13 protein-coding genes and 4 pseudogenes are annotated in these 15,513 nt (G+C 69.6%); 8 read left to right on the top strand and 9 right to left on the bottom strand.

Going from position 1 to position 15,513, the window contains the following annotated elements:
* Positions 1-353 precede the first annotated feature (353 nt).
* Positions 354-920, bottom strand: coding sequence for a TetR/AcrR family transcriptional regulator (locus tag ACFXKG_RS32815; protein WP_384846840.1), 567 nt, complete (start codon positions 918-920; stop codon positions 354-356).
* 124 nt (positions 921-1,044) lie between these two features.
* Between ACFXKG_RS32815 and ACFXKG_RS32810 the strand changes: the two genes are divergently transcribed.
* Positions 1,045-2,001 carry an NADP-dependent oxidoreductase gene (locus tag ACFXKG_RS32810; RefSeq protein WP_384846765.1) on the top strand — a complete coding sequence of 319 codons (957 nt, stop codon included), beginning with the start codon at positions 1,045-1,047 and terminating at the stop codon, positions 1,999-2,001.
* Between the two features lie 144 nt (positions 2,002-2,145).
* Here ACFXKG_RS32810 and ACFXKG_RS32805 read toward each other — a convergent pair.
* Together ACFXKG_RS32805 and ACFXKG_RS32800 are read right to left on the bottom strand one after the other, a co-directional pair.
* Positions 2,146-2,514: pseudogene (locus tag ACFXKG_RS32805) on the bottom strand (transposase); the annotation flags it as partial.
* A 22-nt stretch (positions 2,515-2,536) separates the two neighbouring features.
* Positions 2,537-3,749: pseudogene (locus ACFXKG_RS32800) on the bottom strand (RNA-guided endonuclease InsQ/TnpB family protein).
* Between the two features lie 51 nt (positions 3,750-3,800).
* Between ACFXKG_RS32800 and tnpA the strand changes: the two are divergent.
* Positions 3,801-4,229 (top strand): IS200/IS605 family transposase, encoded by a 429-nt coding sequence (gene tnpA / locus ACFXKG_RS32795; RefSeq protein WP_384846763.1) that lies wholly within the window; start codon positions 3,801-3,803, stop codon positions 4,227-4,229.
* Between the two features lie 225 nt (positions 4,230-4,454).
* Here the strand turns inward: tnpA and ACFXKG_RS32790 are convergent.
* A pseudogene (locus ACFXKG_RS32790) lies at positions 4,455-4,640 on the bottom strand (hypothetical protein); the annotation flags it as partial.
* Between the two features lie 117 nt (positions 4,641-4,757).
* Here ACFXKG_RS32790 and ACFXKG_RS32785 point away from each other — a divergent pair.
* Complete coding sequence (locus tag ACFXKG_RS32785) at positions 4,758-5,123, top strand: iron chaperone (RefSeq protein ID WP_384846761.1); 366 nt, start codon at positions 4,758-4,760, stop codon at positions 5,121-5,123.
* A 399-nt stretch (positions 5,124-5,522) separates the two neighbouring features.
* Positions 5,523-5,921: a hypothetical protein gene (locus ACFXKG_RS32780; protein WP_384846759.1), complete on the top strand. Its 399-nt coding sequence runs from the start codon at positions 5,523-5,525 to the stop codon at positions 5,919-5,921.
* Between the two features lie 212 nt (positions 5,922-6,133).
* Here ACFXKG_RS32780 and ACFXKG_RS32775 read toward each other — a convergent pair whose 3' ends face one another.
* Positions 6,134-6,349 carry a hypothetical protein gene (locus tag ACFXKG_RS32775; protein WP_384846757.1) on the bottom strand — a complete coding sequence of 72 codons (216 nt, stop codon included), beginning with the start codon at positions 6,347-6,349 and terminating at the stop codon, positions 6,134-6,136.
* Between the two features lie 48 nt (positions 6,350-6,397).
* Entirely contained in the window at positions 6,398-7,297 is a 900-nt protein-coding gene (locus ACFXKG_RS32770; RefSeq protein ID WP_384846755.1) for a helix-turn-helix transcriptional regulator, read from the bottom strand.
* A gap of 130 nt (positions 7,298-7,427) precedes the next feature.
* Here ACFXKG_RS32770 and ACFXKG_RS32765 point away from each other — a divergent pair, with 130 nt between their 5' ends.
* Positions 7,428-8,333, top strand: coding sequence for an oxidoreductase (locus ACFXKG_RS32765; protein ID WP_384846753.1), 906 nt, complete (start codon positions 7,428-7,430; stop codon positions 8,331-8,333).
* 341 nt (positions 8,334-8,674) lie between these two features.
* Here the strand turns inward: ACFXKG_RS32765 and ACFXKG_RS32760 are convergent, their stop codons facing one another.
* On the bottom strand, positions 8,675-10,897 hold the full coding sequence (locus ACFXKG_RS32760) for an MMPL family transporter (RefSeq protein WP_384846751.1): 2,223 nt from the start codon (positions 10,895-10,897) through the stop codon (positions 8,675-8,677).
* Between the two features lie 256 nt (positions 10,898-11,153).
* Here ACFXKG_RS32760 and ACFXKG_RS32755 point away from each other — a divergent pair, with 256 nt between their 5' ends.
* Positions 11,154-11,771 (top strand): TetR/AcrR family transcriptional regulator, encoded by a 618-nt coding sequence (locus ACFXKG_RS32755; protein ID WP_384846749.1) that lies wholly within the window; start codon positions 11,154-11,156, stop codon positions 11,769-11,771.
* A gap of 108 nt (positions 11,772-11,879) precedes the next feature.
* Here ACFXKG_RS32755 and ACFXKG_RS32750 read toward each other — a convergent pair.
* Positions 11,880-12,017 (bottom strand): annotated as a pseudogene (locus ACFXKG_RS32750) (XRE family transcriptional regulator); the annotation flags it as partial.
* A gap of 370 nt (positions 12,018-12,387) precedes the next feature.
* Between ACFXKG_RS32750 and ACFXKG_RS32745 the strand changes: the two are divergent.
* Complete coding sequence (locus ACFXKG_RS32745) at positions 12,388-13,044, top strand: class I SAM-dependent methyltransferase (RefSeq protein ID WP_384846747.1); 657 nt, start codon at positions 12,388-12,390, stop codon at positions 13,042-13,044.
* A 239-nt stretch (positions 13,045-13,283) separates the two neighbouring features.
* Here the strand turns inward: ACFXKG_RS32745 and ACFXKG_RS32740 are convergent, their stop codons facing one another.
* Positions 13,284-13,898 carry a TetR/AcrR family transcriptional regulator gene (locus tag ACFXKG_RS32740; protein WP_384846745.1) on the bottom strand — a complete coding sequence of 205 codons (615 nt, stop codon included), beginning with the start codon at positions 13,896-13,898 and terminating at the stop codon, positions 13,284-13,286.
* A 166-nt stretch (positions 13,899-14,064) separates the two neighbouring features.
* Here ACFXKG_RS32740 and ACFXKG_RS32735 point away from each other — a divergent pair, with 166 nt between their 5' ends.
* Positions 14,065-15,276, top strand: coding sequence for a cytochrome P450 (locus tag ACFXKG_RS32735; protein WP_384846743.1), 1,212 nt, complete (start codon positions 14,065-14,067; stop codon positions 15,274-15,276).
* Positions 15,277-15,513: the final 237 nt, after the last annotated feature.

The following is a 15,513-nucleotide window of genomic DNA, read 5'->3' as shown; positions in this document are numbered from 1 at the left end:
ACAGAAGAGCGCCCTCGACTTCCTCTGCGCGGATTGGTGCGACAAGCCCGCCACCGTCGCCAGTTACGGCACCCGCGGCGGCAACCGGGCCGTCGCCCAGCTGCGCGGTGTGCTCCAAGGGCTGCACATGCGCATCATCGACCAGAACCTCGAGCTGGTCGTCCCGACGCCGACGTCGACGAGGACGAGCAATCACGGACGTCGCCGCCACCTTGCAGCCGTTCACCGAGCAGGTACGACTGGTGGACGCCCAGCTGACCGAGCCCCTCACCGACGACCAGCGGTGATCGGCGGTCAGCAGCCGCCTGGCGCCAGTCGGTCAGAGCCCAGGCGCACCGGCCTCGATCCCGGGCTCAGGCTGGCCGGTCCGTGGCCCGGAGGCCGTCCATCAGGAGGTTCAGCAGGCGGCCGGCCTGAGCTTCGCGCTCGGGTCGGGGGGCCACGGTGAAGATGCCGATGAGGGCGGCGGCGATGTCTTCGGCGGTGATGTCGGAGCGGAGGTCGCCCGCCGCGCGGCCGGCGTCGAGCATCCTGGTGATGGCCGTCAGGAGCTCGGCCCGAGTCTGCGCATGGGCGATCGCACCCGACTCGATCATCGCGAGCAGCGTGTCGAGCATGCCGTTCTTGGTCGCGGTCCAGTCCCCGAACAAGTCCATCCAGCGCCGCATTGCCGCAGCCGGGGCCAGCCGACCGAGCAGCTCGTGGGCGCCGGTGGTCAGGCGCACGACCTGGTCCCGGTAGACCTCGTCGACCAGTGATTCGCGGGTCGGGAAGTGCCGGTAGAGCGTGGCGATGCCGACCCCGGCCTCGCGGGCGATCGCACGCATCGACGGCTCGGCGTCCGCAGAGGCGAACACGCGAGTCGCCACCGCGAGCAGCTGGTCACGATTGCGGGCCGCGTCCGCCCGTGGCGCGCGCATCTCCGCGTCAGCCGAAACGGAACACGCTCCGTTTGCGCTACGGTCATCCATATAAACGGAGCATAGTCCGTTTCAGTGCGTCCGCGCGCCCACTGCGTACGCAGGTCCAAGGAGGCAGAGGAACATGCGGGAACAGAGCAATCAGACGCCGCCGAGTCGCAGCAGGGCGGTCCGGCTCGATGCATTCGGCGGCCCCGACGTCTTGGACGTCCGCGAGGTTCCCGCACCGCAGGCCGGCCCGGGACAGGTCCGTGTGCGGGTCACCGCGGCCGGTCTGAATCCGATGGACTGGTTCATGACCGCCGACGCGGACACCGCCGCCCGGTTCGGCCTGACCCTGCCGGTCGGCTTCGGGACCGACTACGCGGGAGTGGTCGACCAGGTCGGCGACGGGGTGAGCGGCTTCACGTCCGGCGACCGGGCGTTCGGGGGCGCCCTGTCCCGCGCGGTCGCCGACTTCGTGGTGGTCGACTCATCCGGGGACACCGCGGCGAACGAGGCCCACCACACGCCCGACGGCGTGGACGACCGCATCGCCGCCACCCTCACGATCGCGGGCCGGACAGCATCCGCCGCCCTCGCCGCGATCAACCCCGGTCCGGACGACACCGTGCTGATCGGCGGCGCCGGAGGCGGGGTCGGGGTGTTCGCCGTCCAGCTCGCCCGGATCGCCGGAGCGCGCGTGATCGGGACGGGATCGCCGTCCTCGGCCGACTACCTGCGCGAACTCGGAGCCGAACCGGTCGTCTACGGCGACGGCCTGGCCGACCGGGTCCGTGCCCTCGCTCCCGACGGCGTCACCGCCGCCATGGACCTGCACGGAGAGGAGACCGTGCACGTCGCACGGGAACTCGGCATCCCGGACAAGCGGATCTGCACCATCGCAGCACAGATCGACGGCGTGACGGCGGCCAACGGCGCGAACGCGGCTCCCGGCACCCTGGAAGAGATCGCGCGCCTGGTTGCGGCGGGTCGACTCCGCGTGCCCATCGAGGCGAGTTTCGCGATCGAGGAGATCCGCCGCGCGGTCGAGCTCCAGGCCGGCCGGCGCGTGAAGGGCAAGGTCGTCATCGACCTCTAGCCTCCCCGTTTCCAGTTGGGTCGGCTGAGCTGGGGTGAGTGTGACAGGCCGTGGCTGTGGGCGGGGGGCATGTCTGGGGCCCGGCGCTCGGGTCAGGTGCTCCGGGTTCCTCGGGTTGCGGGTGGGCAGCGGCAGCACCGTCGGTCAGGTGGCTGGCCTCGGCAGGGCCGCGAGGTAGGCGAAGGTGTTCACCAGTTCATGTCGCCAGGACCAGGTGGCGGCGATCCGCAGGTGGAGGCGGCGACCTCCACCGGTGATGTGGGCGGCGACGGGCAGCAGTCGGTGGCGGAGCTTCTTCGGCTCGGCGGTGGCCAGTTCGCCGTCCAGCAGCAGGGTGCGGGTCATGGCGAGCAGGTCGATCGCGGTCAGGAACAGCTCCAGCCAGGCCGCGTTGACTTGGAAGAGCCGTGAGGGAAAGCGGTCGAAGCCGGTGGTTTTGCCGCAGCGGATGCGGTCCTCGACGCGGGCGTGTGCGCGGTGGCGGACCTCCAGGTACTGGGTGACTCCTCCCCCTCGTGAACGAGGGGGCTTCTCGCTATGCCGGTTGGGCTTCGCGACGGACCAGCCCGGCCCGTAGAACGTTGAGCGCGCCCGCGGTGTCGGCGTGCGTCTGGTGGTCGCAGTTCTGACAGTGGAACTTCTCCTGTGTGGGCCGGTTCTCCGCTGCGACGTGCCCGCATTCGGGGCAGGTGCGGGAGGTGTTGCGGAGGTCCACGGCGATCACTTCCCGTCCGGCGCTTTCAGCCTTGGCGTGCAGGATCGTCAGGAACACCCCCCATCCGGCATCCGGGATCGAGTGGTTGAGTCCGGCCTTGGAGGCGGCCCCGTTGGGCAGGAAGCCGCCAGGGGTCGTGGGGTCCGGCTTCGGGGCGGGAGCCTTGACCATGTTGCGGATCTTGAGGTCTTCGTGCGCGATGAAGCCGTGTTCGCGCACGAGATCGAGGGCGGTCTTTGTGCGTGGTCGAGGCGTTGGCGCCGGACCTTGCGGTGCAGGTCGGCGACCTTCTGAACGGCCCGCTGGTGGTTCTTGGTGCGCTTGTCGCGGTGCACCCGGGGGAAGCGGGACAGTGCCCGCTGTGCGGCTTCGCGTTTCGCGGCGGCACGGCGGCCGTGGCGCGGGTTGGGCGCGAACCCGCCGTTGGAGTCGGCAAGGAAATTGGATATGCCCATGTCGATGCCGACCACGCTGCCGGTCCCGGGCAGCGGCTCCGGCTGGGACTGCTCGGCGGTCAGGATCACGTACCAGCGCTTGCCTTCGCGCTTGACGGAGACGGTCTTGACGTTGCCGGCCACGGGCCGGTGCCGGTTGCCCCTGACGTGCCCGACACCTTGGAAACGAACACGGGTGACCGGGCCGTGCGGGGTGGACTCCCAGCGGCAGCCGTCGCCGTCCTCGGGGAAGTCGACGGTGTCGAACCAGTTGATGCCCCGGAAACGGGGGTAGCCGGGCGTCTCGCCGGACTTGACCCGGCGGAAGAACGCGGCGAACGCCTTTCCAGGCGGCGCACCGTCGCCTCCTGCGACGAGAACGGCCAGCGACCCTGACGTTCCGGGTCGAACGCCCGAATGTCCTTGAGCTGCGCGGACTGCTGCCCGTACCTGACGCTCGTCTTCGAGGCGTGCCGGTAGGCGTCGCGGCGTTCCTGCAAGGCTCCGTTGTAGAGCGAGCAGTGATCCCGCAGCATCTCGCCGAGCGCGGCCGTCTGACGAACGGTGGTCCGCATGGGGAGCTTGTACGCACGGATCATCCGGCCCACCCCCTTCCTGGTCAGCTTCGAAGAAATTACTACGCTTGGCGTATGTCACCGCGCTGGGAACCAAACCCTGATATTCGTAACGGACGCCGCGTCGCCTACACCCTGCATGCTCACTTGGTGTTCGTCACCAAATACCGGCGCGATGTCTTCGATGACGCCATGCTCAAACGCTGCGAAGAGATCATGCGGGAGGTCTGCACCAGCTTCGAAGTGGAACTGCGCGAGTTCAACGGCGAAGCCGACCACGTCCACCTGCTCGTGCACTACCCGCCGAAGATCGCCCTGTCCAAGCTGATCAACAGCCTCAAGGGCGTCAGCTCCCGCTACCTGCGGGCCGAGTACACCGGCCGGATCAACCGCATCGGGCCGGGCTCGGTGTTCTGGTCGCGCTCCTACTTCGCCGGCTCCTGCGGCGGTGCACCGCTGACCGTGATCCGTCAGTACATCGAGAGCCAGAAGCGGCCGGCCTGACCGCCAAAACAAAGACGGAGCGAACACCGGCGCTGCGCGCCTCCGGGACGAGGATGCGTTTCCCTCCCCGGCTGAAGCCGGGGATACCCACGCAAGATCAGGGATGATCCGTCTTCGCCGAGCGGCAACACGACCACAGTCGACACGGCGGGCGGGACAGCCGGTTGACAGGTCCAGGTAGCCGCGCAGCCGTACGCTGGGCCGGTCGGCATCCCGTGTCGTCCGCTGTGCTGTCGCCGTCGCCCACCGGTCGGCGAGCAGCTGCTGGAGGGTGAGCGCGGTGTCGTCGTCAGGGCTGCGATGTCCACCACGAGCAGGCCCGGACAGCTCACGTGCATCTCGTTGATCGGGTTCGCCTACAGCACCACGCCGCGCTCCCCCGGCGGGGTTGCACCGCCGCAGCGTCTTCACCCGACCGGGTACCAAGCAGCCAGAAGCTGGTGATTACGCATCCCCACAGGCCATCACCCCTCAGCACCCTCGTTTGCAATGTTGATAGGGGCCTCGAATCCGGCTTAACCTCACGGAATGGCGCAGAGCAAGGCAAGCAACGTCGACGGCTACCTGACCGAGGTTCCCGAGGAACGCAGGGTCGTGCTGACCAAGATGCGGCAGATGTGCCGCGAGGAGCTGGTGGGCTTCGATGAGGTCATGGCCTACGGGATGCCCGCATACGAACGGAACGGCGCCTGCGAGATCGCCTTTGCCAGCCAGAAGCAGTACATCTCCTTCTATCTCATGCGCAGTGATGTCCGTGAGGCGTTCGAGGAACGGTTGGCCGGACAGGACATGGGCAAGGGCTGCCTGCGGCTCCGCAGGACGGAGAACATCGACTTCGACCTGCTGCGGGACCTGCTCAAGGCCACAGCCATCCGGCCCGGCACGATCTGTTGACACCGCCAGGCACCGGGCGCAGCCCGGGATTGCTCGTGCGCGACGGGTTCACGCGCGCCCGTTGCGTCGGCAGCTCCGGGGACCCGTTCCGATAGAGGTTGAGTTCCAGGAGTCACAGGGTTGGGGTCGCGAGTATCGCCGAGATCGAGAAGCAAGAGGCAACCGATGGAGGCGGCGCGGTGGCCCGGCCGCCGCGCCGCTGTCTCGTAGCACCCCGATCCCCGGCCGCGGCCGTACCCCACCCCTTACCCATTAGTTCAACTTGTCAATTTCAAGGAGTATTGACCGTTTTACATGCGTTGGATCATGTTCTGTCCGCCACTTGCGGCGAACGAGCGAGAGGTGATCTCACGCGACGAACCGAGTACGCCGCGGGGACAGGCCGCCAAGCTCCTGGCGGTGCCCGCAGCCGCCTTCTGGTGGGCGCGCCATGCCGGGCTCATCCCTGATCCGGACGTGTCCTCCCGGCAGTGGTCCCGTGCCGCTGTGGTGGCGCTGTACGCCGACGCCATCCGGGCCACGATGCCCGCCCCGCCGGTCGGCGGCGACGCGGCGGCGGTCCGGATCGCCGACGCGCTGGGCACGCCGAACCGGACCGTTTACGGCGAGCGGGCGAACGTGACGGCGTTCGTGGTGCGGCGGTTCGTCGACCGCGATCTGCTGGTCGACCAGAGCGCGCACCCCGAGGGGACGCTGCACCACCCCGGCCAGGTCGCGGAGGTCTGCGGTTGCGAGGACCTGGCGGACCTGGTCGCCGCCGACACCCGCTCGGCCCCGAGCAGGCCGCCGCACGTCTGAGAGTGCGTCGTGCCGACTTCGACCACATGGTCCGGCTCGGCCGGCTCCACTCCCCGTAGTCGATCGAGGTCCGCTTCGGCACCGGCCGGGCCGGAGCCCTCGACGTCGCGCTCTCCATCACGGCGTCCGTCGACGCGGTCGTCCCCGCCCACCCGGAGGTCGGCTGGGAGCAGCTGCGCACGGTGGAGAAGGGCCGGCGCTCTCTGCCGGCGTCACCGCGCCCGGCACCGGTGCCCGCCTGGCCCGACGAGTTTTTCGAGGCGTTCGAGCGCCTCGGGCGGGGCCGTGTCGGCGCCACGGGCCACGGCCTCGGCCTGTCCGCCGTCCGCTCCATCGCCCATGCCCCCGACGCCCCCGGCGCCCGCGTGCACGCGCGACCTGGACCCGACGGCGGGCTTCATCGTCGCGGTGAGCTTCCCGGACTGCACGGTGTCCGGTCTCCCTCTGCGCCGTCGCTGACCCTCCGGTCAGCACTGTCAGCGGCGTCGCGACACCACGCGCGACGCAGCGCCGCCGTCGCCGCGTGACGGACGCGGCGCGCGCGACGACGCCAGGAGCTGGAGCCGGTCGGCGTCGGCACTGCCCGGCTCGACGGTGTAGACCAGCATGACCGGGCCGGGCCCGCCGGGCAGCGGATAGGTGTCCCAGTCCAGGACGATGTCGCCGGCTTCCGGGACCCAGAAGGTCTTCGTGCCGCTGACCGACGCACAGACGTCATGACGGGCCCAGAGTCTCCTGAACTCGGCGCTGCGGATACTCAGTTCACCGACGACCGCGGTGGCGCGCGGATGCGTGGGGTCGGCGGCGACGGCGGAACGCATCATGCCGATGTAGTCCAGGGCCTGCCGCTCCCAGCCGGGACAGTTCCGCTCGCCCGTCAGCGCGTCGTCGAACATCAGCAGCAGCATGTTCAGCCGGTCGGACGGGAGATCGGCCGGGCTGCCGAGGAGCGCCTCCGCCATCGAATTCCATGCGAGCAGGTCGAGGTGCTGTCCCAGGACGACCGCCGGAGTGTCCAGCGCCCGCAGCAGCCGCAGGGTGTTCTCCGGCACCCGTTCCGGACCGTGGTGCACTCGGGCGGGCAAGGGGCGGCGGGCGGCCCGGGCCAGAGTGAACAGGTGTCGGCGTTCTCCGTCGTCGAGGCCGAGCGCGTCGGCGAGCGCGTCCAGCACGTGGTCGGAGGGCCGCACCTCCCGGCCCTGCTCCATCCGCTGGTAGTAGTCGGTGCTCAGCCCGGCCAGCAGCGCCAGTTCCTCGCGCCGGAGCCCGGTGACCTTGCGGCGGCCGCCCGGCTCAAGGCCGACGTCGTGCGGACGCAGTCTGGCACGCCGGGCCCGCAGGAAGTCCCCCAGCTCACGCGCGTACGGATGTGTCATCCCGCCAGTGTGTCAGCGCGATCGGCACCCAAGGTAGGTCCCACGGACCTAGGCAACCGCGAACGACCGACCCGGCCCACGGAACTCCTAGCGTTGTCGGCGCACCACCGTCGACCCTCAGGAGCATCGAATGACCGGATGGACCGCCGACCGCATCCCCGTCCAGCGTGGCAGGACCGCGGTCGTGACCGGCGCGAACTCGGGCCTGGGCCTGGTCACCGCGACCGAACTGGCCCGGCACGGTGCCCACGTCGTGCTGGCAGTCCGCGACACCACCTCCGGCGAGGAGGCGGCCCGCCGGATCGGCGGTGACGTCGAGGTGCGCGAGCTGGACCTGGCCTCCCTCGGCTCGGTCCGCTCCTTCGCCACGCGTCTCGCCGCCGACCGTCCGGTGATCGACCTGCTGGTCAACAACGCCGGTGTGGTGCTGCTCGGCCCCCGCCGCACCTCCGCAGACGGCTTCGAGCTGCACCTCGGCACCAACATGCTCGGCCCCTTCGCCCTGACCGGTCTGCTGCTCGGCGCGCTCGCCGCGGCGCCCGCTCCCCGGGTGGTCAGCCTCAGCTCGATCACCCACAAGAACGCGCACCTCGACTTCGACGATCTGATGTACGAGCGCTCCTACCGGGCGGCCCCCGCCTACGGCCGCTCCAAACTCGCCACCACCGTCTTCGGTGTCGAGTTGGACCGCCGCCTGCGCGCCGCCGGATCGCCGGTCGTCAGCACGCTGGCGCACCCCGGGCTCACCCGCACCAACCTCACCCCGCGGGCCTGGGAACACCGCGGCCGGGCCGGACGGCTGATCGCCTGGCTCGGCCTGCTCGCCACCCAGCCGGTGGAGCGGGGCACACTTCCGCAGTTGCGGGCCGCAACCGAGCCCGGACTGCGCGGGGGCGAGTTCTTCGGCCCGGCCGGGCTTGGAGAGACACGAGGCCGGGTCACCGAGGCCCGGCTCAGCCGGGAGGCCGCCGACCCCGTCGTGGGCAAGAAGCTCTGGACAGCGGCCGAGGAACTGACCGGCGTCCGGTACCTCTGATCCGACGCCGGGAAGTCCTCCGCATCCCGGCTCCGCTGCGGCGGGCGCGGGCACCTGCTGGATTTCGGTGACCTTCCGGTGTTGCGGATCGCCCATGAGGTGGGCTTCGCCACCGCTACGTCGCAACGGCGGCGGAGGTGGGGAGGGCCAAGGACCGTGTTTCCAACTCCGCGCTGATCGGCCAGACACGCCCTCGGGCCAGAGGCGGACGAAGCCGTAGCCCCTCGTCCAGGAACCACGCGGGCCGAAGGCCGATACCCCGCGCGGCACACTCACAGCGCGATCATCTGATCCGTCGTCCCGCGCGGCCCCGGGTCCGGTACCGATACGGACGCTGCCTCTCAGCCCGCGTTGGCCGGCACCTGCACGCCGGGACGGGTGGAGCCGGAGGCGGCCTGCTCCTCGAGACGGCGGGCGAGCTGCTCCCCCTCGATGTCGAAGCTGGGCACGGCCCGGCTCATCGCCTTCGGCATCCACCAGATACGCTCGCCGACGATCGCCATCACGGCAGGCACGATGAGCATGCGGACCAGGAACGCGTCCGCGAGGACACCGATGGCGAGAGCGAATCCGATCGTCTTGAGGATGATGTCGTCGGTGAGGACGAACCCGGCGAAGACACCCACCATGATCACCGCTGCCGCCGCGACGACGCGGCCACTGTGCGCGAAGCCGTCGACGATGGCGCGCACGGCCGGCGTGCCCCGCACGTGAGCCTCGCGCATCCGTGTGACGAGAAAGACCTCGTAGTCCATTGCCAGTCCGAACAGGATGCCGGTCAGCAGGATCGGCAGGATGAAGAGCACCGGCGTACTGCCGTCGATCCCTACCAACTCGTTGAACCAGCCCCACTGGAACACCGCCACCGTGGCCCCCAGTGACACTCCGACCGAGAGCAGGAACCCGAGGGCGGCCTTGACCGGCACCCAGATCGACCGGAAGACCGCGATGAGCAGCAGGACGGCGAGGCCGACGACCACGGTCAGATAGACCGGGAAGACGTTCCGGAGTTCGGTGGAGATGTCGATGCCGACCGCGGTCTGTCCCGTCACCAGGGCACGGGCCCCACTGGCCGCCTCCAGGTCGCCCAGGGCGTCACGGATGTCCGCGACCAGTTCCTTCGTCTCCTCCTGAGCGGGGCCCGTCGTCGGAATCACGGTCATCGTCGCGATGCCCGACATCTCAAGCTGCTGTGCGAGCGCTTGCCGCGACTCCGGCGTGTCGTCGCTCACTGCGGGAATCACCCCGGCGACGCCGGACCCGCTCCCGGCGGCAAGCGAGTCGATCCGCTCGGTGGCCAGCGCGACGGCCGTCTGGGCAGCCGTCGCGCTCGTGGTTCCCCGGGTGTCGACAACGACAACGAGTGGCCCGTTCGCGCCGGGACCGAAGTGGTCGGAGATGAGGTCGTAGGCGACGCGCGCGTCACTGCCGGTAGGTTTGGTGGAGTCGTCCGGCAGCGAGAGCTGCATCGAGAGGGCCGGAATCGAGACCACGGCCGCAGCCGCTATTCCGACCAGTGTGGCCGGCCACTTCAGCCGTACGACAGCCTCCGCCCAGAGGCGCGCGGTCGCGCGCTTCCTCACGGGGCGGGGACGCGCGCCGGTGGGCGCCCGGTTGGGGGCGACGCGGGCGCCGGCAAACCCGAGAAGCGCGGGCAGCAGCGTCAGCGCGATGAACACCGACAGCGCGACGGTGAACGCCCCTCCGAGGCCCATCTGCGTGAGGAACCCGATTCCGGACAGGGAGAGCCCTACCAGGGCGACGATGACCGTCAGGCCGGCGAAGACCACGGCCGAGCCCGCGGTACCGACCGCGACCCCCGCCGCCTCGTCCCGCGGGCGGCCCGCGCGGACCTCGGCCTGATAGCGGGTCATGATGAACAGCGCGTAGTCGATACCGACGGCCAGTCCCAGCATCGTGCCCAGCGACCCGGTGAGCGAGGACAGCTCGACGAACATCGTGAGAGCCGAGATGGCGAACATGCCGATACCCACCCCGACCAGCGCGGTGAGCAGCGGCATCCCAGCCGCCAGGAGCGATCCCAGCGTGAGCGCCAGAACGAGGAACGCCACGCCGATGCCGACAAGTTCGGCCACGGGTGAGTGTGCCTCAGGAGCCAGGGCGTCGCCGCCGATCACAACGTCCTGGCCCCGGCCCTCCGCCGCCGTCCGGACATCCTCAAGACGGTCCCTGTCCTCTCCGGCGAGATCCGCCGGGGACTCGGTGAACGTCACGGTGGCATACCCGACGCGGCCGTCCGCGGAGAGCGTCCCGGCCGTGTACGGGTCGGCGACCGTCTGCACGTCGGCGCCGTCGAGCCGGGCGAGCGCCCTGCCGACCGTGCGCTTGTGGGGCGCGTCGGTGAGCGACTCCCCCGCCGGCACCTCGAACACGATCCGCGCCGTGGCGCCGTCTGCCGAGGCGCCCGGAGTGCGTTTCTCGATCAGCTCGAACGCGTCCGTCGACTCGATCCCGGACAGCTCGAAGTTGTCGTTCGTCTTGCCCGACATCAGCAGTGAACCCAGCAGAATCGCGCACAACGCCAGGAACCAGCCGAGGCTCACGAACTTTCGGTGTTGGAAAGACCACCGGCCGAGCCGGAACAGCCGCCATGCCATCGTGCATCCCCTCATCGAAGTGGACCCAGAGGTCCGGATGCGTTTCAAGCTATCAGGACCCCGGGGTCCACTTATTCGGATGTTGCGCGGGTCACAGATGTCCGCCCCACCGGCCGGCCTGGTAACCGGCTTCACGGCCGCCGGCGTGGAGCGGATAGGGTGGCGGCGTTGACATTCATGACGAGGGCATCGGCGGTACCGCGTGACCGAGGAAGGTTGGCGCGAGCGACGGGCGGACGCGCGGCGCAATCACGACAAAGTGCTGGCGGCGGCGGTCGAGGTCTTCACCGAACACGGCTTGGACGCCACGATTCCGCAGGTCGCCGCGCGCGCGGGGGTCGGGAAGGCGACGGTGTACCGCAGCTATCCGACCAAGGCCGCCCTGGTCGAGGCGCTCACCGGCACCCGCGTCCAATGGCTGCGCGATGTCGTCGCGGACACGGACGCGCACGTTCGCGAACCTCAGGCGGCACTGGAAGCCGCGATACACCGCATCGTCGAGCGCCTGGCCGGTGACCGGCTGCTGGTCGACGTGATGGCGCAGGCCCCGATGTGGCACGCCGCGACCAGTCCTGCAGCTGTCAGCCTGACGCCGCCCGCCGGGGGGTCGGCGCCGCCCTTCGACGACAAGACGGCTGCGACGATCGTCAGATGGCTCGACGCGGCGCGCGACCGGGGCGAGATCCGGGACGACGTCACGACCATGGACCTGCTGGTGCTGATCGGCGGAGTGGCCCACGTACTGCTCGAACTGGACGTCCGTGACCACGACGTGTGGCGCCGGTACGCAACGCTGGCACTCGCGGCTCTCCGGGCCTGACCTGTTCGGGGACGGTGGACCACCGCGCCACGGTCCCGCGGAGACGCGAGCGAGCCCCCGGACCATCAGTGGTTCGGGGCTCGCGGACAGTTCGGGGTGCGGCTGCTGCAGGCCGAACTCAAGGTGTTCGAGGTCGGTGAAGCTGACCTCTTCCAGGCTTCCGGCGCGGCGACCGCCGTCCTGGAAGTAGACCTCCTTGAGCGCTTCGGCCACGATCTCCTTGAGCTCGCGATCGTTGGCGGGGGCTCCGAGGAGAACAGCTCCACCTCAGCGCCGTCCGAGATCCAGGCCCGCAGCGCCTGGGCGATGGAGACCGCCGCACGGACGCCGGCGGGCGTCAGCTGCGAGTCATGCCATTCGCCGACGGCTTCCTCTACGTGGTGCATCGCCTCCGGAAGGGTGATGACGTAAAGAGTGCGCATGAGTCATGAGTGCGTGCTCTCCTACAGGTAGCGTCCTGCCTGGTTGCGGGCCGTAGGCTACGGACGAGCCTCGCTGATGGCGCAGGTGGGTCTGCGGGCGCGAACGCTTCTGCCACGGCCCTACCCGAGGCCGTGAGGATCCGGCTTCCCCGTTCGAGGTGACGCGGGAGCCGGGGACTTGGTGGACTGACGGCATGACGCCACTGCCGCACCGAGTGCTCCGGGCTCTCGAACAGTTCAATGCCACCCACCCCTGGGACCACAACGCCCACTACCACCGGTGGATCCTGCGGCAACTTCCCAAGCGCTTCGGCAGTGCCCTGGACATCGGCGCCGGCAGCGGCGACTTGGTCCGGCTCCTGGCCTCACGCGCCAACCAGGTCCAGGGAATCGACTCCGACCCGGTGATCATCTCCCGGGCGCAGGGGCTGACTCCTCCGGCAACCCCAGCGACCTTCACGGTCGCAGACGCGCTGACCGGGATCCCTGCCGGTTCCTACGACGTCATCACCTGCGTCGCCACCATCCACCATCTGCCGTTCACCGAAGCTCTCACCGTCTTCCGCCAGCACCTGGCCCCCGGAGGAACCCTGGTAGTCGTCGGTCTTTTCCGGGCGCAGACGGCCGGCGACCATCTGCTCGGCGCCGCCGCCAGTCCGCTGAACGCCGCCACGGGCCGGCTCAAGAACAGAGGCCGCAGCTCACCCCGGCCGGTCTCGATGACCGCCCTGACCCGACCAGCGGACATGAGCTTTTCCGACATCGTCAGTGAAGCCCATGACACCCTGCCCGGCGCACGGCTGCGCCGTCGACTGTTCTGGCGCTGCACGCTCGTATGGCATCACGACTGAACGGACCCGAGATCGCGCTTCCGGCCGAGCAGACAACGACTCGGCAGGGTGGGGCCAATCTCCTTGAGGCAACTGAGTCGGCGGTGCGGACCAGTTCACCCGAACGGGGAACCTCTCCACCGGCCTGTTCCGGGGCCCGGGCCCCTTCACCGACAATGCCCTCACCGTCGTCGGCGAGCTCGTCGGCAACGCCCTCCACCACGGTCTGTCCGGCACCGGGCCCGACAAGTTGGCCTGTGTCAGTCGCCCTGCCTGTTCGGCATCCCATGGGTAAGGAGACTGAGTGCGCCGGCGAGTTGTTCGCGGTGCCGACGCAGGATTTCGGGGGTGATACCAGTGTCCGCCGTGTCGTCGGCGAGCCGGTCGGCCGCCACTTTGAGCACTGCGTCCACAGCCGCAGCCTGTGCGCGGACCTCGAATGATTCGGCAGGCATAGCCAGGCGTTCGGCCAGCACTTCGGCGAATGTGTCCTCCGCGCGCTCCCGGAGCATGAGGTAGGCGGCGCGCAGCGCAGGTTCGTCACGGGTCAGCCGCACCACGGCGTGAACTGCCTCGATGTCCGTGCTGGACGAAGATTCGAAGAGGGGTCGGTACGCCGTGCGCAGGTGCTCTGTGAGGTCCGTTCCGGCCGGCCAGGCGTGCAACACCTCGCGGAAGGCGTCGACCATCTTCGTCAGCAGCGGCTCCACGCAGCTTTCCTTGGCGCGGAAGTGGCGCCACAACGTGCGTTCGGAGACTCCGGCCGCCCGCGCGATCTGTTCGCCCGAGGTGGCGGCCACACCCTGCTCGGCGAAGAGGCGAACCGCGTGGCGGGAGATATCGAGACGCTGCGCTGCGCGTTGCTCGTCGCTCACCGGCGGCCGCCCTCGGCGAGGTGCGTGGCCGCCGCTCTGTCTGAATTCCTCCATCGGGCGATCTTAGACACGCCTGTCGGCGTGGCGATTGGCCTGAACTTTATTGGCAGTTACTGCCAATAAAATGCTACGTTCGAGCTACGGGAAAGATCACCGGAGGAGAGCCATGAGCGTTGCCGCCGAGCGTCCGAAGCTTCCTTTCACCCGCCCCAACGTCCTCGATCTCGCTCCCCTGTACGAGGTGCTCCGTCGGGAGGCGCCCATCGCGCCGGTCACCACACCGGCCGGAGATCCTGCCTGGCTGGTCACCCGCTTCGCTGAGGTCCGCGACCTGCTCGGCGACAAGCGGCTCGGCCGCTCCCACCCCGAACCGGAACGGGCGTCACGCATCACCAGCGCCGCGGTGCAGGAGGGCCCCTCGGGCAACCACGACACCGAGGAAGCGGACCACACCCGGATGCGCCGACTGCTCACCCCCGCGTTCTCGGCCAAGCGGATGACCATGCTCTCCGACCACGTCCAAGAGCTGGTCGACGGCTGCGTCGACCAACTGCTCGCCGAACACACCGCCGCTCCCGACGGCGTCGTCGACCTGCATGCCGGACTCGCCTTCCCGCTCCCGGTCGCGGTCATCTGCCGACTGCTCGGGGTGCCCGAGAGCGAGCACCCGTACTTCGCCTCGCTGTCGGAGCGCATGGCCAATTACGCCATCGGCGAGGAGGCTCACCGCGCGCGGGACGAGTTCAGCGCCTACATGACCGCTCTCGCCGAGACCAAGCGCACGCATCCCGGCGAGGACGTCATCTCCGACCTCGTCCGCGCGCAGAGCACCGACCCGGACTACGAGTACGACGAGATGGTCCGGCTCTGCGTCGGGCTGCTGTTCGCCGGGCACGAGACCACCGTCAACCGCATCGGCCTGGGCACGCTGTTCCTGCTCACCCGCCCGGACCAGTGGCGGGCGCTGACCGCCGACCCGGCCGGCAGGGTGAACGCAACCGTCGAGGAGATCATGCGCATGGGCGCGCCCGGCGACCTCGGTCTGCTCCGCTACGCCCACACCGATGTCGACCTCGCCGGCGTCACCATCCGCCGCGGCGACGCCGTGATCCTGTCGGTCAACTCCGCCAACCGCGACCCGTCCGTCTACACCGCCGCCGAGACCTTCGACCCCGACCGCGCCGAACACAGCCACCTCGGCTTCGGCCACGGCATGCACTTCTGCATCGGCGCCAGCCTGGCCCGCGTGGAACTACGCATCGTCTTCGCCACCCTCGCCCGCCGCCTGCCCGACCTCCGCCTCGCCAAGGACATCAACGAACTGGAGGTCCGCACCACCCTCACCGGCGGCGTCACCGAACTCCCCGTAACCTGGTGAACACCCCCTGAACAACATCAAGCTGCCCACGCACCACCCACGCGACCATCACTGAAGCGACGTGAGCAAGCCCAGCTCGCGGTATTCCGGCCGGTTCCGGATGGTTGCTCGCGCAGTCTCGAACCACCAAACCAGACTGCTCTGTTGAGCCCGACAGGCAGACCGGCTTCGCCCGGACACAGGCCCACCAGACCTGCAATCCCACGAGGCCAGGTCACGACACGCTCCAACGCGGCC

It is taken from the genome of Streptomyces sp. NPDC059255 (assembly GCF_042752355.1).
Lineage (GTDB): Bacteria > Actinomycetota > Actinomycetes > Streptomycetales > Streptomycetaceae > Streptomyces.
This window is presented reverse-complemented; position numbering and strand designations above follow the sequence as displayed.